This is a genomic window from Zavarzinella formosa DSM 19928 (genome assembly GCF_000255705.1).
Lineage (GTDB): Bacteria > Planctomycetota > Planctomycetia > Gemmatales > Gemmataceae > Zavarzinella > Zavarzinella formosa.
The window spans coordinates 19188-38244 of record NZ_JH636449.1; the positions used below are offsets into that span (position 1 = coordinate 19188).

Annotated in this window: 18 protein-coding genes; 16 read left to right on the forward strand and 2 right to left on the reverse strand. The window is 58.0% G+C overall.

All coding sequences use genetic code 11. The features are described from left to right. Window positions 1-150: 150 nt before the first annotated feature. Both BGIM_RS0140285 and BGIM_RS0140290 read right to left on the reverse strand, forming a co-directional pair. On the reverse strand, window positions 151-1314 hold the full coding sequence (locus BGIM_RS0140285) for a type IV pilus twitching motility protein PilT (protein WP_020475274.1): 1164 nt from the start codon (window positions 1312-1314) through the stop codon (window positions 151-153). Window positions 1315-1431: 117 nt separating this feature from the next. Next, window positions 1432-3162, reverse strand: coding sequence for a GspE/PulE family protein (locus BGIM_RS0140290; protein ID WP_020475275.1), 1731 nt, complete (start codon window positions 3160-3162; stop codon window positions 1432-1434). A gap of 414 nt (window positions 3163-3576) precedes the next feature. Here BGIM_RS0140290 and BGIM_RS64060 point away from each other — a divergent pair, with 414 nt between their 5' ends. The 16 genes from BGIM_RS64060 (at window position 3577) to BGIM_RS0140385 (ending at window position 18992) form a co-directional block, all read left to right on the forward strand. Then, window positions 3577-3861 carry a hypothetical protein gene (locus BGIM_RS64060; protein ID WP_157369799.1) on the forward strand — a complete coding sequence of 95 codons (285 nt, stop codon included), beginning with the start codon at window positions 3577-3579 and terminating at the stop codon, window positions 3859-3861. Next, entirely contained in the window at window positions 3858-4283 is a 426-nt protein-coding gene (locus tag BGIM_RS0140305; protein ID WP_020475277.1) for a type II toxin-antitoxin system VapC family toxin, read from the forward strand. The genes BGIM_RS64060 and BGIM_RS0140305 overlap by 4 nt, the downstream gene beginning before the upstream one ends. Before the next feature lie 303 nt (window positions 4284-4586). Continuing rightward, entirely contained in the window at window positions 4587-4973 is a 387-nt protein-coding gene (locus tag BGIM_RS0140315) for a hypothetical protein (protein ID WP_020475279.1), read from the forward strand. Window positions 4974-5007: 34 nt separating this feature from the next. Then, complete coding sequence (locus BGIM_RS55040; protein WP_020475280.1) at window positions 5008-5679, forward strand: Uma2 family endonuclease; 672 nt, start codon at window positions 5008-5010, stop codon at window positions 5677-5679. 42 nt (window positions 5680-5721) lie between these two features. Beyond that, window positions 5722-6606 (forward strand): DUF6585 family protein, encoded by an 885-nt coding sequence (locus BGIM_RS0140325; RefSeq protein ID WP_020475281.1) that lies wholly within the window; start codon window positions 5722-5724, stop codon window positions 6604-6606. Beyond that, window positions 6599-7129, forward strand: coding sequence for a DUF2721 domain-containing protein (locus BGIM_RS55045; RefSeq protein WP_020475282.1), 531 nt, complete (start codon window positions 6599-6601; stop codon window positions 7127-7129). The genes BGIM_RS0140325 and BGIM_RS55045 overlap by 8 nt, the downstream gene beginning before the upstream one ends. A gap of 112 nt (window positions 7130-7241) precedes the next feature. After that, entirely contained in the window at window positions 7242-7763 is a 522-nt protein-coding gene (locus BGIM_RS0140335; RefSeq protein WP_020475283.1) for a 3-keto-disaccharide hydrolase, read from the forward strand. Between the two features lie 181 nt (window positions 7764-7944). After that, window positions 7945-10407, forward strand: a complete 2463-nt coding sequence (locus BGIM_RS0140340; protein ID WP_020475284.1) for a DUF1549 and DUF1553 domain-containing protein — start codon at window positions 7945-7947, stop codon at window positions 10405-10407. Between the two features lie 43 nt (window positions 10408-10450). Further along, entirely contained in the window at window positions 10451-10711 is a 261-nt protein-coding gene (locus BGIM_RS0140345) for a hypothetical protein (protein ID WP_020475285.1), read from the forward strand. A gap of 229 nt (window positions 10712-10940) precedes the next feature. Continuing rightward, window positions 10941-11081 (forward strand): hypothetical protein, encoded by a 141-nt coding sequence (locus tag BGIM_RS64065; RefSeq protein ID WP_157369800.1) that lies wholly within the window; start codon window positions 10941-10943, stop codon window positions 11079-11081. A gap of 54 nt (window positions 11082-11135) precedes the next feature. After that, window positions 11136-12428, forward strand: a complete 1293-nt coding sequence (locus BGIM_RS0140355; RefSeq protein WP_020475287.1) for a DUF1501 domain-containing protein — start codon at window positions 11136-11138, stop codon at window positions 12426-12428. 186 nt (window positions 12429-12614) lie between these two features. Then, on the forward strand, window positions 12615-13376 hold the full coding sequence (locus tag BGIM_RS0140360; protein WP_020475288.1) for a PPC domain-containing protein: 762 nt from the start codon (window positions 12615-12617) through the stop codon (window positions 13374-13376). A gap of 23 nt (window positions 13377-13399) precedes the next feature. Continuing rightward, window positions 13400-13966 carry a tyrosine-protein phosphatase gene (locus BGIM_RS0140365; protein ID WP_020475289.1) on the forward strand — a complete coding sequence of 189 codons (567 nt, stop codon included), beginning with the start codon at window positions 13400-13402 and terminating at the stop codon, window positions 13964-13966. Next, window positions 13963-14493 carry an HD domain-containing protein gene (locus BGIM_RS0140370; RefSeq protein WP_238537815.1) on the forward strand — a complete coding sequence of 177 codons (531 nt, stop codon included), beginning with the start codon at window positions 13963-13965 and terminating at the stop codon, window positions 14491-14493. The genes BGIM_RS0140365 and BGIM_RS0140370 overlap by 4 nt, the downstream gene beginning before the upstream one ends. A 53-nt stretch (window positions 14494-14546) precedes the next feature. Next, a complete protein-coding gene (locus BGIM_RS0140375) occupies window positions 14547-15131 on the forward strand; it encodes a nucleotidyltransferase family protein (RefSeq protein ID WP_020475291.1) in 585 nt (194 codons plus the stop codon). Between the two features lie 420 nt (window positions 15132-15551). Then, a complete protein-coding gene (locus BGIM_RS0140385; protein WP_020475293.1) occupies window positions 15552-18992 on the forward strand; it encodes a hypothetical protein in 3441 nt (1146 codons plus the stop codon). Window positions 18993-19057 lie beyond the last annotated feature (65 nt).

The window sequence follows — 19057 nt, forward strand, 5'->3', positions numbered from 1 at the left end:
GTTGGGCGGCTGGCTTGGCGGCGACGGGCTGGCCGGAACCCGGTTGGGGGGCGGGCTTTTTCGGTTCGTTTGGTGTCGGATTGGACATATCGGAAAATTCCAGCCGTTGGAAGTTCGCGGATCAGGGGTTCCGGACGAATTTACACGAGGTCAGCGTCTCTTGCGCGGCGGCGGTTCATCGTCGTCGTCATCATCGTCTTCGTCGTCATCCTCATCGTCTTCGTAATCATCATCGGACATCTGGCCGCGTTCGGCGGCGGCAATCTTGGCGGCGAGATCCTGCGGTTTCTTGGCCTTCAGCAGACATTCTTCCTTCTCAACGAGGCCGTTCTTCCAGTGGTTGAACAGCGTGTCGTCGAGCAGGAACATCCCGTGTTTTCGCCCGGTTTGGATGGCCGAGTCGATCCGATACACCTTGTTTTCACGGATCAGGTTGGAGATGGCGTCCGTCACGACCATCATTTCATAAGCCGCGATCACACCCTCGGGCTTCTTGGGAAGCAGCGTCTGGGACAACACCCCGATGAGGGCGGTCGAAAGTTGCGTGCGGACCTGATCCTGTTGGTCCTTCGGAAACACGTCGATGATCCGGTTCACCGTGGAGGCCGCTCCAGAGGTATGGAGCGTGCCGAACACGATGTGCCCCGTTTCGGCCGCTTCGATGGCGGCGTGGATCGTTTCCAAGTCCCGCATTTCACCGACGAGGATGATGTCCGGGTCCATCCGCAACGCCCGGCGAATCCCTTCTTTGAAGTCCGGCACATCCAGCCCGATTTCCCGCTGATTCACCGTGCATTTCTTGTGTTTGTGGAAATACTCGATCGGGTCTTCCAGCGTGATGATGTGCCGGTCGTAGTTATCGTTGAGGAAGTTCAACATGCTCGCGAGGCTGGTCGTCTTGCCGGACCCCGTCGGGCCGGTCACCAGAATCATGCCACGAGGCCGGACAATCAGGGAGCGGATGGCCTCGGGCATCCCCACTTGTTCAAAGGTGAGGAACTGGCTGGGAATCCGCCGCATCACGATGCCGATGTTGCCGCGTTGCTTGAACACAGCCACGCGGAACCGATATCCGTCCACATACTCGATGGCGAAGTCAGATCCCCCCTTTTCCTGAATTTCCTGCTGGCAACGGTCGGGGGTGATTGACTTCATCAACAGGGTGCAGTCATCGTTGTCGAGCGACTTGGTTTCCAGTCGCTTCATGCGGCCTTGGTGACGGACGACGGGGGGTTGCCCCACGGTGATGTGGAGGTCGCTCGCCTTGAGCTGGATCACGGTGGCCAGTAGCTTTTCGATTTGAACGGTTGCCACAATATCCCCCGAAACAATGGGCGTTATATCCCGGACCTGTCAGACATTATACATCGGGAAAGGAGTCTCCCGATCGAGGGATTGGATCCCCCGACCACGATGCTGTCAGTCAATCCGTTATTTCTTGGTCGATTCCAACTCCACAAACTCGGCGTGACAGGTGCTCAGAACTTCATCCAGCGTGGTAAGGCCCGAAAAGGCCTTGGCCGTGCCGTCTTCCAACAGGGTCCGCATTCCGTTTGCCCGAGCCACCTTGCGGATATCCGGGGAGGGGGCCATGTTGAAGGTCATTTCCCGGATGGCCGAGTTGAGCTTCATCATCTCAAAGATGCCCTTGCGACCGCGGAATCCCTTCTGGTTGCAGTGATTACAACCCGTGCCCTTCATGAACGTCGCCTTGGCCAGCATCTCCTCCGTGTGGGCCACGGAACGGATTTCGGCCGGGTCCGGCTTGTACGGCTTCTTGCATTTGACGCAATTCACGCGAACAAGACGCTGGGCGAGGATGGCGATGACCGACGAGGCGATAAGGAACGGTTGCACGCCAATGTCACCGAGTCGAGTGATGGCCGAGGGCGCGTCGTTCGTGTGTAGCGTACTAAACACCAAGTGTCCCGTCAGCGAGGCCTGCACGGCAATTTCGGCGGTTTCCTTGTCCCGGATCTCCCCGACCAGAATGATGTTCGGGGCTTGCCGGAGCATGGCCCGGATGATGCGGGCGAAATCCAGCCCGATCTTGTGCTTCACCTCGACTTGGTTGATCCCCGGCAGATAGTATTCAACCGGGTCTTCGGCGGTGATGAGTTTGCGGTCGGGCCGGTTCAGTTCGTTCAACGCGGCATAAAGGGTCGTCGTCTTCCCGGACCCGGTCGGCCCAGTGACGAGGAAGATGCCGTTGGGCCGCTTGATGATTTGCTGGAATCGGAGGTAGTCCTCCTCGCCGAAGCCCAGGTCGCGGATGCTGACCTGAATGTTGCTCCGGTCCAGAATCCGCATGACGGTCGATTGCCCGTGGACCGTGGGGAGCATGCTCACCCGCAGGTCAAAGTGACGGCCCTGAATGTTCACCTTGATCCGGCCGTCCTGCGGACGCCGTTTTTCGGCAATGTCAATCGCCCCCATGATCTTGAGGCGGGAAGTCATGGCCGAGAACAACCGCCGAGGAACGGAATCCCGCTCGGCCAACACGCCGTCGATGCGATATCGCACCCGGACGCGGTCGGCAAACGGTTCGACGTGGATGTCCGAGGCCCGCAGCGCCACCGCTTCCTGAATGAGCAGGTTGCAGAGTTTCACCACCGGGGCGTCCGAATAATCGTCCTCGGCCGCCTGCTTGGACTGCTCCGTCTGCGTGAAGTCAATGGCCGTGTCCGTGAATTCGACGAGCATGGAGTCCATCGACTCCGTTTCGCTTTGCCCGTAGTGCCGGTTGATCGCCGCCCGGATTTGTTCGTGGTCAGCGAGAACGGGCTGCACGTCCTTGTTCAGGATGAACGTGAGTTTTTGGATCACATCGAAGTTGGTGGGGTCCGAGGTGATGAGCTTGAGGGTGTTCCCCTCCAGCGACAACGGCAGCACGATGTTTTCACGCGCCACCGATTCCGGAACCAATTCGATGATTGCCTTGGGGATTTCCACCTCTTCCAAGTCCACAAACTGAAGATTGTGGAACTCGGCGATGGCTTCCATGATCTCGGGCAGGGTGACATAGCCCGTCTTGACGAGGGCCTCCTGCATCTTGATCCCGCTGGAGGAAGCCAGTCGTTCGGCCTCCTCGATCTGGTCGGGGCCCAAGGCTCCCTTTTTGATAAGAATGTCGACGAAATCGCCACGTGTTGCTTTGGCCATGACTTTTACGCTCCGGGTAGCGAACGCACGGGACAACCGGAACCGGCCGACCCGTCGGAGAAAGGAGAGGAAGGGGGCATGCACAACCAACCGCGACGGAATGACAGACCGACGACGGGCATCATAAGGAATGGGTTTCCAACAGAACCAAACGACGGGATGGTTGACAATGGTTAAATTACGCTTGTTGACCGATCCAATGCAAGAGTAAAGTTTGTGAAATGTGAGAAGTTCCTGAAAACAGGTTTAATCGAAAGACCCAAAAGACAAGACCCATAGGAAGGTCAAAGACAATCCGCTGTGATAAATTGCCCCGCCGGATTGGTTGGAATTGGCCCGCTCGACGGAGCTTTCCATCCATCAAAATCGCCAGAATACCGAAGTTAGTCTGAAACAGGCGAGTTATGTTTGCCGATGTCTGCCAGATTGCAAACTGGACTTGAGTCCTCTTTGCTTCAAAGGAAAGATACTCAGATGAATATTCTTCCTGAAATCAGTATCGACCCGCTTGACGATCCGTTCCTCCGTGAATCCGACAGTCAGGCCGTTCAAAATTTCGTTGACAAGGGACAGCCAATTGACCCAGCCGTCCGTGCCCGCATTCGTGCCCGCGCCGATCGTGTGAGAGAGAAGTGTTTCCACCGTCATGGATTCGTCAACATGGCACATCTTCTCCCGCGAACCACCGATGACGAATGAAGTACGTTCTCGATTCTTCGGTTGCCGCCAAATGGTATTTGCCCAATCCGGACACGGTAAAGGCCCTGAAATTTCGCTTCGATTTTCATGCGGGCATCCATGAAGTCTTGGCCCCCGATATCCTGATGACCGAATGTGCGGGCGTGCTTGTGAAAGCCGAACGAGCGGGTGACATCGATCCGGAGGAATCGGTCCTTTCTCTCAACGATCTTTTGGTTGTCGGCATCACTATTTTTCTTTCATCCACCTTGATTCGACGGGCAACGGAGATTGCCTTGTCAACCCGTCTCACGGTTTGCGGGGGATTATATGTGGCTCTCGCCGAGCGAGAGCAGTGTCAGTTGCTATCGGCCGATCAAAAGGCCCTCCGAATCGCTCGCAAGCATTTCCCCTTTGTCGTTCCATTCGCATCCTTCCCCTGATATGGCCCGACGCATTGACCCTCCCCACCTGACCGGGCAATTGTCCGGAATCTGACGAAAATGCGGACGTTTGCAAGGCTTAAATTCCGATGTTTTCAAATTGATATTGCCCCAAACCGCCCTCCCTGGAATCCGCCAAATCCCCCGCAAAACCGTCATCTCCCGGCCGACCGGCGCGACCCGGTTGCGCCCGACAGGCATGAGAGGTTTTTCCCCGATGATGACCGGGCCGGACGACGATGGATGGTGGTATCCGCCGGTCTGTTTTGACTTTGGGGAATGAGGGGTGTCACTGTGAGTTCGATGACGAAATTTCTGCTGGGAGCGGTGTTTCTGTTTCCCGGCCTGGCCGCCGCGCAAGGGCCGTTGATCCTTCCGACGCCGCAGTCCAATGTCCTTCCGCCGGCGATGTATGGCGAGGCCAAACCGGCCAAGTTCCCGTCGTCCAATCGGCCAAACGCCCATTTGGGAGATCCGACGCTCGTTCCGCAAATTATGAGCGAGCCTTATCAGAGCATTTACAACCGCCACATCAACGCCCCGCACGGCACCCCGACCCCGATCGGGTGCAGCACGTTTTACACCGAGTTCAAATTCGTCTTTGGAAGTTGCCGTCAGTTCTTCGGCACCGGCGACTCCACCCCCGGCACGGTGTTCACACCGTACAACCGGGATCCCCGGTTCCCCTGAGCAAGTCTTTCGGTCGTCTGATAAACTAATCGTCATGAGCGCCACGCTGCCAACTCTTTCGACAAGTCCGGTCCCGACCACGTCGGCGGCCGGACTTCCGTTTCCGCCAGCCAATGGTTCCAAACCAGAACTTCCGGCGGCTGGTTTTGGCATCGACCGGTTCAGACGATTCACTGTCGAGCAATACAACCGCATGATCGAAATGGGTGTGCTGGGAGAGAGTGAGCCGGTTGAATTGCTGGATGGTTATCTGGTTGAGAAAATGTCCCGAAACGATCCTCATGACAGTCGATTAAGCCGGATCACGCGAATGTTGCGGGCGGTTCTTCCGGCTTCTTGGATGGACCGGGGACAAATGGCCTTGGAATTAGAGGCCAGTGTCCCTGAACCCGATCTTTGCATTGTCCGCTTCGATCCGGATGATTACGCCGCTCGCACCCCGCAGGTCGGTGATTTGGGGTTGGTCATCGAAGTAGCCGACTCTTCGCGGCGAATCGACACCACGGTCAAAATTCTGACGTATGCCCGTGGAAATGTTCCCGAATACTGGGTCGTCAACATCCCCGACCGTCAGTTGGAAGTATTCACCCAACCCTCGCCGACAGGTTATGGAACCCGCCAAGTGTTCCCGGCGGGAACGCTGGTCCCCGTTATTCTCGACGGCCAGACGGTGGCAAGTCTCGACATGACCGAACTGTTCCGGTGATTCGCGGTCGTCTCCGGTGACAGTGGCCGATAGCATTCCGGGATGATTAGCCCCGAAACATCATCGGCCTTCCATGCGGAGTTGCCTCGGGAACTGGCGGCGGCCGTCGCCGGTCTCGGCCAACCCCTCGGGCTTTACCGCACCTCCCCCCACATGAATTTCCGCCGAGCCGGTTGGGGAACGGTCATTCTGCTGGCGGGATTTATCACCAATATCTGGTTTTGGGTATTTGCCCCGCAACAGCGGATCGTCGTTTTGCTCGCAGTGATCGGCATTCCGCTGGCCGGATTGACTCTCTTGCTGGCCCTGCTTCGGGATCGTGGAATCTGGGTCATGCGGTATCCGATGGGCCTGCTCCGTTGGCAGCGCGGCGAAGTGATGTCCCTGCCATGGTCGGAAGTCACCGGGATGAGTTTGCATGGCGTGACCCGTTGCGCAGCCTACTCGGGAACCGCCGACGACCGTGGGACACCGCTCACGGGTTGGATTCCGTTGGATCCGGTGGCCGAGCGAATCCTCGGGCCGGTGGTGCGGCTTTACCGGGCCGATGGCATGGTGGCCGACTTTCCGGCGGCCCTGACGGAGTTTTCCGCGTTGAGCCGGGAGATTCAAGAGCAGGTTTTTCGCCAGCACTGGCCGGCGGTGTGTGGCGAATTCGAGGCGGGCAACCGGCTGCGGTTTGGGTTGTTCGTCGCCCGGAACGACGGCTTGTATTTTGCCGGTTCTCGACTCCGGTGGGGGCTGGCCGAGGATGCGATCATCGCCGGGGGCCAGCTTCAAATCCGGGCGAAGGGCCTGTGGAAACCATGGGCCGACGCCCCGCTCGACCGCGTGTTGAACCCGCATATCTTGCTGGCGCTGTTCCTCCTGGCCGACGACATCGTCGAACCGTTCCCCAATTCCTCGCGGGAGAATCGAGATGTTTGAGGCCCCGGCCAGTGAAGTGCTGGGGGCAATGATTACCCCGGCTTTCCTGATCTCCGCCTCGGGGACACTGGTGTTGTCCACCGGCAACCGGTTGGGGCGGATCGTTGATCGCGTTCGCGCGTTGACGGACGTGGCCGAGCAAATGGCGGCCGAACAACCGACTCCTGGCGTTAGCATGGATGAGAAGCGAAACCTCATCACCACCCAACTCACGCAACTGGCCATTCGCATTCAATTGCTGGCCCGTGTGATCTCGATGCTTTACCTAGCCATCGGTCTGTTGGTGGCGACGAGCCTCGCCATTGGCTTTGACTCTTTTTTTCGTTGGAAATTCAGTGTCATTCCAATATGTTCGGGACTCGCGGGCGGGTGTATGTTGTTTTACAGCAGCATGCTTTTGGTGAGAGAAGCTCGGCTCGCCGTTACTTCGACCCTGCACGAGATGAGTTATGTCCGCAGCATCGTGGCCCGTCATGCCCCGCGACCGTTGCGGGAGGAACGGGTGATCGACGCCCGGCCGTGACCGCATCACATTCAGGCAACTCGCCAAGAAATTGGCCTAAACTCGTATCGAATCGGCCTTTCATCGTAGTGATATCCCGCCATCCGCTTGCCCTCTCCAGAGGTTCCCTCCGATGATTCGCGTTCTCTCCGTATTGACACTCCTCGCTTTTGGCTTCGCTGTCACGGCCGCCGACACCAAGCCAACCGCCGCGTTTAACGGCAAAGATCTCGCCGGTTGGAAGACTAAAGAAGGTGAATCCCTCGACGGCAAGACCGAGGCTTATGCCGGCCGTTTCAAGGTGATCGACAAGGAACTCGTGCTCGACCCGGCCGTGAAGGGTGACAAATACATCTATACCCAAGCCGAAACCACCGGCGACGTGACCGTCTCGTTCGAGTTCAAACCGGGCGAGAAGTGCAACAACGACCTGTTCTTGCGGGGAACCAAGTTCGACCTCAAAGAAGGCGGCGAACTCAAAAATTGGAAGAAAGACGACTGGAACACCTTTGAAATCGCCGTGAAAGGATCAAAGGCCGAGTTTAAATTGAACGGCGAGACCGTAAAGACGATGGCCACCAAAGGGGACAAGAGCAACTTCGGCTTGCGGGCCGAGTTCGGGGCGATTAAGTATCGCAATATTGTGATGAAATAAAGGGGCTTGCCCGGTTCCACGGGTTCGCTTCGCTCCACCCGTGGACCACCTTCGGAATGCCGCTTGCGTTGTCGCTCGGACGGGCATAAGATAACAACAGATTATCCCACCGGGTTCCCTCTCCTTACCATCAAGCGGAACCCCATAGGACCTTCTCGCACTGCTGAGAGGTTTGTTCTCCATGCTTCGTTTTGCCCTCGCTTCGCTGGCGTTCGCGGTCCCGGTGTGGGCCGATGCCCCCCGGTTAATCGTCACCCCGGCCGCTATTGAACTCAATGACAAGGCCCACCCGCACCAGATTTTGGTGACGCGGGTGGACGCCAACGGCGTGTCCCAAGATGTCTCGGCCGCCGTGACATTGAAGTCTGCCAATCCGGCGCTGGCCGCCGTTTTCGGGCGAAGCGTGATCGGGAATGCCACCGGCGAAACAATGGTGACTGTCTCCCACAATGGCCTGACGACTGATGTGAAGGTGAAGATCGCTCTTCCCGCCATCGAATTACCCCCTTCGTTTGCCAACGACGTGGTTCCGATTCTCACCCGGCAGGGATGCAACCAAGGGGCCTGCCACGGCAAAGGTGCCGGGCAGAACGGCTTTCGCCTGTCGCTTCGTGGCTATGCCCCGGAAACTGACCATCGTTACATCACCCGCGAATTCAACGGCCGTCGGCTGGAGATGGCCGATCCCGAGGCCAGTTTGATGCTCCGGAAACCGCTCGGGACTTCCCCTCATGAGGGGGGCCGGGTGTTCGGGGCCGACAGCCGGGAATATCGCGTGTTGCTTGACTGGATCAAGGCCGGTGTTCCCGGCCCGCTGGCCGACGAGGCGAAGTTGGTGAAACTGGAACTCTTCCCCGGCACGCGGACGATGAGGAAGGGAGATGTTCAACAACTGCTCGCCATCGGGGAGTTCGGCGACGGTTCCCGCCGTGATGTCACTTGGCTGACCAAGTTCGAGTCCAACGATCCCGGCCTGTTAAAGGTGACGCCGGAAGGATTTGTCAGGGCGTTGCGCTTCGGTGAATCGGCGATTCGGGCTTCGTTCCAGACAGAAGTGGCCGTCGCCACGATGGCTGTCCCGTTCGACACGCCGGTTGATCCGAGTCGTTACACGGCGAAGAACAATTTCATTGACGAACACGCCTTCGCCAAACTGGCCGCGTTGAAGATCGAACCGTCCGACGCCTGCGCCGACGATGAGTTCATCCGCCGGGTGTTCCTTGACGCGACCGGAAGCCTCCCCTCGGCCGACGAAGTCCGGGCGTTCATGAATGACAACTCGCCGAACAAGCGGGCGAAACTCGTCGATCAGGTGTTGGAACGGCCCGAGTATGTCGATTATTGGGCATTGATCCTCAGCGACCTGTTGCAGAACCGCAAAGAGCGTGACCACGATGTTCGCGGCATCAAGGGCGTCCGGCAGATGCACGATTGGGTTCGCAAACAAGTGGCCGCGAACAAGGGTTGGGACGAGATCGCCAAATCAGTCCTCGGTTCCGCCGGCAACACCACCGATTCCCCGGCTATCGGCTACTATCTGGTGACCATCGGCGAAAACCGGGAAGCTGAAAAATCCGAAGTGGTTTCCTCGGTGGCCCAAGCCTTCCTCGGCACGCGGATTGGTTGCGCCCAGTGCCATAACCACCCGCTCGAAAAATACACCCAAGATGATTACTACCACTTCGCCGGGTTCTTCTCCCGCATCCGGCTTGACCGCAAAGACCCGAAAATGGGCGACAGCGCCCTCAAAGTATCGGCCCCGGACCCCAATCAAAACGGCCGCCCGGTGGGGGTGAACCAGCCGCGCACCGGCAAGTTCATGAAGCCGCAACCACTCGACCGGCAGGTGATGGACATCAAGCCGACCTCCGATCCTCGCGCCCAACTGCTGACGTGGATGACCGACCCGAAGAACGAATACTTCGCCGGGGCGATGACCAACCGCATCTGGAAGCACTATCTCGGCGTCGGCCTCGTCGAACCCGTGGACGACCTACGAGCCACCAACCCGCCGACCAACATCCCGCTTTGGAAGGCCCTCGTCGGCGAATTTGTCTCGCACAAATACGACATGAAACACCTAATGCGGAACATCTTGAACTCCCGCCTCTATCAACTGTCCAGCGCCACCCGGCCGGCCAACGAAACGGACACCAGGTATTTCTCCCACTATTACGCCCGGCGCCTCCCGGCCGAAGTGATGCTCGACGCGATCTCGACGGTGACCGGCGTCCCCGACCGCTTCCCCGGCTACCCGGCCGGCGTCCGGGCGGTGCAACTTCCCGACCCGAGCATGAACTCCTATTTCCTCGCTCTGTTTGGCCGTTCCGAACGGGTGACGGCGTGTGCCTGCGAACGAAACGGCGAAGTGACGATGCCTCAACTGCTCCACCTGCAAAATGGCGAAAACGTGGTGCAAAAGGTGAAATCGGCAGACGGCCGCCTCGCCGAACTGTTGAAGAAACATGCCGACAATGACCAAGTGATGGACGACCTGTTCCTCTCGGCCTTGGCCCGCAAACCGAGCAATGCCGAACGTGACGCTGTGAAGAAACTGCTGGCCGAGGGCGACCCGCGAGACGAGGTTTTCCGCGATCTGTTTTGGGCCATTCTGAACTCGAAGAACTTTGCGTTTAATCATTGAACGACAATAGAATCTCGTGTCGAATGGAGTTGAGGGAAGCCTAATGAGTGTCCAAGAATCCAAGATGGCGACAGCGGAAGTTGTCCGTCGCGGGCATGAGATTTATGACCGGGTCGTCAAGCCGGTCGTCCGGCCGGAAGATCACGGGAAGTTTGTTGCCATCGAGGTTCTGAGCGAAGACTTTGAACTCGACGCCGATGATTACTCCGCTGCCGAACGATTGAGAGTCCGCCGTCCGTCCGGCGAGTATTATCTCGGGCGGGTCGGTTACCCGACTGCTTATCAATCAAGAGGCTTTCGATGATACGGGGGACGGTTAATGATCGTCATGAGGCGATTGTCCGTCTTCGGTTGCGAGGGCCGAAAGGGGCAGAGACAGACGAAGGCCTCGTGATTGACACGGGATATTCCGCGGCGATTACCTTGCCTCGGAATATCGTGGGATACTTGGATCTGGATTTCCATGTCAGGTCCGAATGGACGCTGGCGGATGGGGTTGTCAGGATGCTTGAAATATTCAAGCTGGAAGTGGAATGGAATGGCGCGTGTGGCGACAGGTGCTGGCGACATGCACGGAGGACGCTCCCATGATGGGAATGCGTCTGCTGGCGGGCCATCATCTGTCCGTCGAGGCCAAACCCGGCGGGGCGGTAGAAATCACGCCCTTGCCCTGAAACGAAAACGGATCACAAACGAAGTCTCTTAACCTTGAATCATTTGGGACCGACATGTTCGACATCAACTTCAATCGTCGTTCCTTTCTCCGAGTCGGCGGCCTCTCCGCGTTCTCGCTGTCGCTTGCGGATGTGCTGCGGGCCGAGCGGAAGTTGCCCGGCGGGAAGTCGAAGCACCGGGCGCAGTCGGTCATTCTGGTGTATCTCGGCGGGGGCATGTCCCACCACGACACGTTTGACCTGAAGCCGGAACAACCGGCCGAGATTCGCGGCAAATACAAGCCGATGGACTCGAACGTGCCCGGCTTGCAGATAGGCGAATTGTTGCCGATGATGGCGAAGACGATGGACAAAGTCTCGCTGATCCGCTCCGGGTCGCACAACAACGACCACCACGAAACGGCCACCAACTGGGTGATGTCCGGCCGGTTCGGATCGGCCTTCGGGGACTTCCCGGCCATCGGGGCGGTTGTCGCCCATGAGACGGGATTTCGCGGAACGATGCCGCCGTATGTGTCGGTGCCGCGCAATCCTTCCTTCACTTGGGAACTCGGCAAGAGCGCCTTCCTCGGCGGCCGGTATGAGTCCTTCAAGGCCGGTGATCCGAACGACAAGAACTACAAGGTGCAGGACGTCTCCCCGGCCGATGCGATGACTACCCGGAAGATCGAACGCCGGGGCCGGTTGCTTGATGCCGTCGATGGCTTGGCCCGACAGGTTCAGTCAAACGATCAAATCAACACCTACGACGAATTCCGGCAACGGGCCTCCGCGATGATCCTCTCCGGCGAGGCACGCAAGGCATTTGCCATCGACGAGGAAAGCGAAAAGCTCCGCGACCGTTACGGTCGTACGACCTTTGGCCAAAGCTGCCTGCTCGCCCGGCGGTTGGTGGAGTCCGGCGTGCGGTTTGTCACCGTCAATTACGGTGGTTGGGACCATCACGGCAAAATCTTCGAGGGATTGGACCGGAAACTCCCCGAGTTTGACCGGGGCTTCTCCTCCCTCGTCAACGACCTGACGGAACGCGGCCTGATCTCGGACACGCTGGTCGTGTGCATGGGCGAATTTGGCCGCACGCCGAAGATCAACAAGGACGCCGGCCGCGACCACTGGGGCCAGGCCGGCTCGCTGCTGTTCGCCGGGGCGGGCGTGAAGCCCGGCAACGTGATCGGGGCAACGGACAAACAGGGGGCCTACGCCACCAAGCGGCCTGTCTCTCCGGCCGACGTGGCCTACACCGTGTTCGATTCGCTGGGCATCGATCCCCGCAAACAACTGGTGACGCCGGACGGGCGGCCCATTGAGATTCTGGATCAGGGCGAATTGGTGAAAGAGTTATTCTGAAAACTGAAGAGAAAATATTTCACGCAAAGGACGCCAAGACGGCAAAGTTCGCCAAAGAGTCGTAAATGTGCAATCATTCTCTTGCCACGCGTGGCAGATGAATGAAGAGCATTCCAAATCTCTTTGGCGAACTTTGCCGTCTTGGCGTCCTTTGCGTGAAATGTCTTTTAAATTGATGGTCCTTTCATGATGCGTTCTCTCCTTCCGGCGTTGGTTCTTTTTGTCCCCGCTTTTGCCCAGAACAAAGACAAGCCGAAAGATCCGCCGCCGAAGCCCCTTTACTCTTTTCAACTGGCCGTCGAACCCGGCAAGCCGACCAAGCTCACCATTCGCGGGCTGCGTCTCGACACCGCAACGGACATTCGGGTCCAGGAACCCAAATCCACCGGAAAGGTGTTGGGCAAGGGCCGCAAATCGGCCGTCGGCAACCAGCAAAGCGCCGATGTGGTTGGCGACTCGGAAATTGATGTGGAAGTGACCGTCCCCCCGGAGGTCGCCGGGGGATTGCTGGCCATTTCCCTGATCGGCCCCGGCGGCGAAAGCAAGCCGTGCGCGGTGGCCATCAATGACGACACCCCGCGACTGGCCGAGAAGGAACCTAATGACGGGTTCAAGGAAGCCATGCCGCTGACGGTGCCGGTCGTGGTCACAGGTGGTTTCAAACAAGCCCAAGACGCGGATGTCTTCAAGTTCGAGGCCAAAGCCGGGGAAGAATACGCCATCAGCGTGCAAGCCAAACGCCTCGGCTCCCCCGCCGACGTGCTGCTCTCGCTCTACAACGCCGACCAACGGGTGATCGCCACCGGCGAGGCCAGGGAAGACAACCCCGACCCCGCGCTTACGGTGAAAATCCCCAAAGACGGCCCGTACTTCATCAGTCTGCTCGAAGGAAACGACCAAGGGGGAAACAATTTCAATTACCGGTTGATCGTTCGGAAAACGAAGTAGATCCGTCTTGAATCGGCACAATCATGGGGCTTGATTATTCCAAAGGCTGCGTCAATTTTCGTGATGTCGGCGAATGCGTAAATCTGCTCGCCGGGCGTGACGTTTTGCCATTGGGCGTGATCCTACGGGGCGGCAAACTGGATTCGACCGACAGCGGCGAACAGATTTGTTGTCCGGGAACGATCATCAATTTGCGGAAAGGGCCGGACCCGGCGGACAAAATGTTCGACGCTGACCACTGGCACTTTCCAATTTCCAACGACCACGAAAAATACGACACCACCGACCGCGTCGTCAAGCGGTGGCTCAACGACATCTTCGCATGTCTGGAAAACCAAGTGGTTCGCTCGCCGGTGTTGTTCCATTGCACCTCGGGGAAAGACCGAACCGGTGTCGTGGTGGCCGTGCTTTTGACGGTGTTGGGAATCGACCGGGAATTAATCATCCAAGAATATCTCTGGAGCGACGGCGAGGTGAGCCGGGACTTGATTGAGCAATCTCTCGATGGTCTTGGCGATCCTGTGGCCTATTTTCACAAGGTCGATCCGCAGGCCATTCGGAAGAAGTTTCTCGACGGCTTTCCAACATGACGAGAGCATCACGGGTGACAATGATGAGCGAGAAGACAAGCCAAGCCCGTGAATTTGCGGTGACGGCTCACGGCGACCAGCGATACGGCACGGAACCCTATTCTGTTCATTTGGATGCTATTGCCACGTTGCTTCAACCGTTCGGGGAACAAGCCCAAATTGTCGGCTACCTGCACGATGTGGCCGAGGATACCCCGGTGACAGTTCAAACAATCCGTGAAATATTCGGCGATTTGGTGGCTGATTGCGTGGCGTTGGTGACCGACGAGGACGGGGCGAACCGCAAGCAACGCAAAGCTCTCACCAACGCCAAACTGGCCAAAGTGGAACCGGAGCACCATCTCGCATTGATCGTCAAGGCCGCCGACCGGCTGGCCAATCTCCGGGCTTCCACCGGCCAGAGAGAAGGCTCAAAACTGGAAATGTATCGCCGCGAACATCCGGAGTTTCGACTGGCCGCCTATCGACCAAATCTGTGCGAGGAATTATGGGTTGAGATGGATGCTCTGCTGAAAACGGCCGATTAGCGCAAGCAATGCATGTCCCTTATAATGAGCGGCATCTTCCAAGGGAATCAGTCATGGATTCGTCGGTCATCTCCGGTTGGGAAAGGACGGTTCGAGCCGTGGAAAAAGTACGTGAACGGCTTCGGCGGGTGACGGCCGCTTTGGAGTCGGCGGGCATTCCGTATGCGGTGATCGGTGGAAATGCCGTCGCCGAATGGGTGGGCCGCGTGGATGAGGCGGCGGTGCGGAACACGCAAGATGTGGACATCTTGTTGCGGCGGGAGGATCTTCCCGCGAGCATCATCGCCGCGGAATCGGCGGGGTTTGTCTACCGTCATGCCGCGAGCATCGACATGTTTCTCGACGGAGCCAGCGGCCGGGCGAGAGACGCCATTCATGTGATTTTTGCGAACGAGAAGGTGCGGGCCGAATATGCCGCCCCGGCTCCGGATGTCACCGAGTCCGAACAGGGGGCTTCGTTTCGTGTGCTGTCTTTTGAATCCCTCGTGCGGATGAAATTGACTTCCAACCGCGACAAAGATCGAATGCACTTGCGAGACATGCTTGATGTGGGCTTGCTCGACGAAACGTGGCCGGCCCGGTTCTCGCCGGAACTTGCCGAGAGATTGCAGCATCTGCTCGACACACCGGAAGGATGAATCTTTCGGCCAATCATACAATCAAAACTCTTGGGAACTAATTCAATTAAAAATAGCTTTCAGGGCTAACAGCAGGCCGCACTCGCACAATTTTGAATTCTTCGGAACGGAAACCAAGGGATCGTCCTCTAAAGGATTCGGCGACTTCATCATCTCCGTGACGCGGGCGAAAAACTCGTAATGTTGTTCCATGATGACAAGAAGAATCAGGACTTTGAGAAAAGACTCTAGCCCTGATTGAATTGCTTGAAAAGTCGGCGTTTCATCGCCACATCAGCTTTCCCTTGGGTCTTTGTCCTGCGTTTTGGTGATTCCGGTGCAAATTGAGCGATTCTTCTTGCCAGTTGGCGCCCGGCACGGAAAAATTAACATGGTCGGGTTTGATTCCCTGCCGGTCAGGCTCCTTCGGAGTTTTCCATCATGCGTCGGGTTCTCCTCGCGCTAACTCTCCCGCTCGTGTGCGTTTCCTATTCCCAAGCCCAATTGGCCTCCCCGTTTGATCTGGTTCGCGGACTGCGGGAAGCCGGGCTGACGGACCTCGCCTATGAGCGGCTCAACGAATTGAAGGCCAAGCCGGGCACGCTCTCCCCGGATGAAATCAAAACCATCCCGCTGGAAATGGCCCGCGTCCGGTTGGAACAAGCGATCCAGGAGACCGAGGACGGCAAGCGCGCCGGCCTGCTGGCCCAGGCGCAGAAAGAATTCGACGACTTCATCAAGGCGAACCCCACCCATCCGAAGACCTCCCAGGCGAACATGGAAATCGCCCGGTTGATCTCGGTCAATGCCAAGGGCCTTCTGAGCAAGGGCCGCCGGGTGGAGGGCAAGGAGGCGCGGGCCGCCGAGTTTTCCAAGGTTCGTCCCGAGTTTGACAAGGCCATCGCCCGGTACCAAGGGGCCATCACGGCCATTGATGCCCGGTTGAAGGGGATGGACGGCAAGTCTCCCCTCGCCATCGAACTGACGCAATCCAAGTTGCATGCCACGCTCGACTCGGCCATTCTGACTTACGAAAAGGCCAAGACGTTCGTTGGCGCCGGCGAAACGGCCAAGCAGAGCGAGGAAATCCTCAAAGCCCAAAAGGCATTCACCAAACTGGCCGACCTGTACCCGACGGAAAGCGCCGGTTATCTCGCGGCCGTGTGGCAGACGCAATGTGATTTTGAAATCACCGATCCCGCCAAGGCCAGCAAGACAATGCAGGCGTTCATTTTGGCGAATCGCACCAACCGGGAGGCGGCTGACGCCGTCCGGCAGGCCCAGTACTTTGTGATCGAACACACCGAACAAGCCGACACCAAAGATCCGATCGCCCAAAAACTCCGGGTGGAAAACGTCGCCCTCGAATGGCTGAAGCGCTACCCGGAATATCGCAACAGCCGGGAAGGATTGCGGGCGCGTTTCCTTTACGTCGGCCTTGGCCGGCAAGACCGGGCCAAACCCGGCATCAAGTACGATCCGAAGACCGGCCGGGCCGCCAGCCTGACAGCCGAATCTCGCGCCTTGTTGGAGTCCGCCAACAAAGTTTTTGCGGATCTCGCGGAAACCGACAACGAATACAGCGACCGGGCCTCGGTCTATCGCCTGCGGAACATGGTGACCCTGCTTGACGCCGCCGGGGCTGGCAAGGAAATTCCGATTACCGCCATCCGCACGCTGGAGCAGGGCTACCTCGCCGCCCAAGTGCAGCAGGCCCGCATTCTTCAGGTCAAGGACAAGGAAAAGGACAAGCCAGAACCGGGCGCGAAGATCAACTTGGAGGACCCCGACGGTAAAGACCCAAAGATGCCGAAGGAGGGCATGAAGGGCAAAGACCCCGCCCCTCCCGCCAAGAAGGAAGCGCCCCCGGCCCCGAAGGAAGCCCCCAAGGCTGTCGTGGATCCAAAGGCCCCGAAGCAACTGACCGAAGCGGAACGGGTGAATCTGGCCATTGCTTATCTCGAACGCGGCCTGTCAATGGCCACATCAAAAGACAGCGCCCGCGATGTGCTGAATGCTCAATTGTTGCTGGCCTTGTTCTTCCGCGAAGCGAACCGGTACGACGAGGCGGCCGTGCTTTGCGACGGTCTGGCCCACAACAACTCGAAGATGTCCAAAGGGGCGTTTGCCGCTCAACTCGGGGTCGATTCCTACAACACCTCGCTGGGCAAACTGAAGGAATCGGTGAACAAGACGGAAGAGGCCATCGAGGCGGACTTGCTTCGCCTCAAGGCCCTCGGCGATTATGCGGACAAAAACTGGCCGAACGAACCTCCGACAGACGGGGTTCGGCAGACCCTCGCGTTTTACCTGAATCAGGAGAAGAACTACGAGGGGGCGTGGACGATGCTGAGCCGCATCACCAATGCCTACCCAGGCGTGTATCAGGCCCGTTGGGCGCAGGCCATCGCCATGTTCTACATGGTCAACCCGACCACCCGTGATTCCAAGCTTTACCGCGAGGAACTGCAAAAGAACATCACCACCCATTCGGCCCAATGGGTGCAGACGATCAGCCAATTGGAAGCCCTGCCCGAAGCGCCGCCGACCATCGAACCGCAGAAGGGAACCTTCTACGTTTTGGCCCGAACAATGTTGGCGCAGCTTTACTTCATGTCAAGCGATTATGTGAAGTGCGAGGCCACGGTAAAGGCCACGGTCGTCTCGGCTGGCAAACTTGCCAACCTCGAAGCTGACAAGAAAGCCGATCTGATTAGTGATGTTCGCGTGCAATATTTCCGCGCCCTCGCGGGCCGGGCGGCCGACATCATCAAGGCCAAGGAATTCGGCAAGGTGATTGAAACCTTGGACCCCGAGATCACCGCCCTTGCCAAAGAACTGAAAGAGCCGGCCCCGATGACCGAAACAGCCGCTCATGTGCGGCTGCGGCAGGCTCAGCGTAATTTGATTATTTCAGCCATGACTGCCTGCGTGCAGGACAAGAAGGTGGACAAGGCCGGCGAACTGCTGGGAATCCTCCAAAGCGGCGGCGGGAACATCGAATCCAACATTGCCGTCATGCAGCAGCTTGTCAGTGCGATCCGCGGGCAGATTGACGGTCTGAAGAAAGAAAACAAGGACACCGAGGCGAAGGAACTTTCCGACAGCTTTACCCAATTTCTCGACAAGATCGGCTCGACTCCCAACCTGCCGAACAGCATCATTAAATTCCTTGGCCACGGATACGACAGCGTGGGCCAGCCCGTCAAGGCGTTCACCCTCTATTCCGAGACTCTTGCCAAGCCGTTCGTGAACACCGGGAAGACCCCCGCCGAACAAGATGAACAGGCCAAGGCCGACCAAGTGTTCCGACGGAGCTTGCAGTTTGAACAGGTCCGCGCCCTGCGACAGGCCGGCGGAGAGAACAACCTCAAGACGGCCAGCGGCATGATGAAGGATATCGTCGGCGATCCGGGCGCGGCCAAGGGGCCGGTCAAAGGCTGGGGTTATTCCAACGTCAACATCCGCAAGGAGTACATCTATCTCCTTGAAGACCAGAAGATCTACGGCGGCCCCAACGGGGCCATCTCCCAGTGGACCCGGTTGAGCAAGGAATTTGTCCCGACCATCCCCGGCCCGCCCAAAGAAGGGGACAAGGACGGGGCCACAAAGGCCGCCAAACGTCAGTTGTTCTTTGAGTTGAATTACGAAGCCCAGCGATCCAGCGCCAAGGCATACGCGACCGCCGATCTGGCCAAGATCAAAAAGGATCAGGCCTTCATCGATGGCAAACTTGGTGACATCGGCCAGAAACTCCACGACTTGTTGGAATCGAACAAAGACATCAGCGCCGACCTCCGGGAAAAGATTCTTGCCCTGGCGGCCCAGTATCCCGCGACGAAGAAAAAGTTTGACGAACTGAGCAAGATGTCCCAGAAGTAACCTGATGAAATGACCAATTCGCGAATGACCAATGACCAATGACCAAACCGATTGTGTTTGAGTCT

Coding starts and splice junctions, on each gene's coding strand:
- BGIM_RS0140290 (WP_020475275.1), bottom strand. CDS start 3,162: ATGGCCAAAGCAACACGTGGCGATTTCGTCGACATTCTTATCAAAAAG.
- BGIM_RS64060 (WP_157369799.1), top strand. CDS start 3,577: ATGTCTGCCAGATTGCAAACTGGACTTGAGTCCTCTTTGCTTCAAAGG.
- BGIM_RS0140305 (WP_020475277.1), top strand. CDS start 3,858: ATGAAGTACGTTCTCGATTCTTCGGTTGCCGCCAAATGGTATTTGCCC.
- BGIM_RS0140315 (WP_020475279.1), top strand. CDS start 4,587: ATGACGAAATTTCTGCTGGGAGCGGTGTTTCTGTTTCCCGGCCTGGCC.
- BGIM_RS55040 (WP_020475280.1), top strand. CDS start 5,008: ATGAGCGCCACGCTGCCAACTCTTTCGACAAGTCCGGTCCCGACCACG.
- BGIM_RS0140325 (WP_020475281.1), top strand. CDS start 5,722: ATGATTAGCCCCGAAACATCATCGGCCTTCCATGCGGAGTTGCCTCGG.
- BGIM_RS55045 (WP_020475282.1), top strand. CDS start 6,599: ATGTTTGAGGCCCCGGCCAGTGAAGTGCTGGGGGCAATGATTACCCCG.
- BGIM_RS0140335 (WP_020475283.1), top strand. CDS start 7,242: ATGATTCGCGTTCTCTCCGTATTGACACTCCTCGCTTTTGGCTTCGCT.
- BGIM_RS0140340 (WP_020475284.1), top strand. CDS start 7,945: ATGCTTCGTTTTGCCCTCGCTTCGCTGGCGTTCGCGGTCCCGGTGTGG.
- BGIM_RS0140345 (WP_020475285.1), top strand. CDS start 10,451: ATGAGTGTCCAAGAATCCAAGATGGCGACAGCGGAAGTTGTCCGTCGC.
- BGIM_RS64065 (WP_157369800.1), top strand. CDS start 10,941: ATGGAATGGCGCGTGTGGCGACAGGTGCTGGCGACATGCACGGAGGAC.
- BGIM_RS0140355 (WP_020475287.1), top strand. CDS start 11,136: ATGTTCGACATCAACTTCAATCGTCGTTCCTTTCTCCGAGTCGGCGGC.
- BGIM_RS0140360 (WP_020475288.1), top strand. CDS start 12,615: ATGATGCGTTCTCTCCTTCCGGCGTTGGTTCTTTTTGTCCCCGCTTTT.
- BGIM_RS0140365 (WP_020475289.1), top strand. CDS start 13,400: ATGGGGCTTGATTATTCCAAAGGCTGCGTCAATTTTCGTGATGTCGGC.
- BGIM_RS0140370 (WP_238537815.1), top strand. CDS start 13,963: ATGACGAGAGCATCACGGGTGACAATGATGAGCGAGAAGACAAGCCAA.
- BGIM_RS0140375 (WP_020475291.1), top strand. CDS start 14,547: ATGGATTCGTCGGTCATCTCCGGTTGGGAAAGGACGGTTCGAGCCGTG.
- BGIM_RS0140385 (WP_020475293.1), top strand. CDS start 15,552: ATGCGTCGGGTTCTCCTCGCGCTAACTCTCCCGCTCGTGTGCGTTTCC.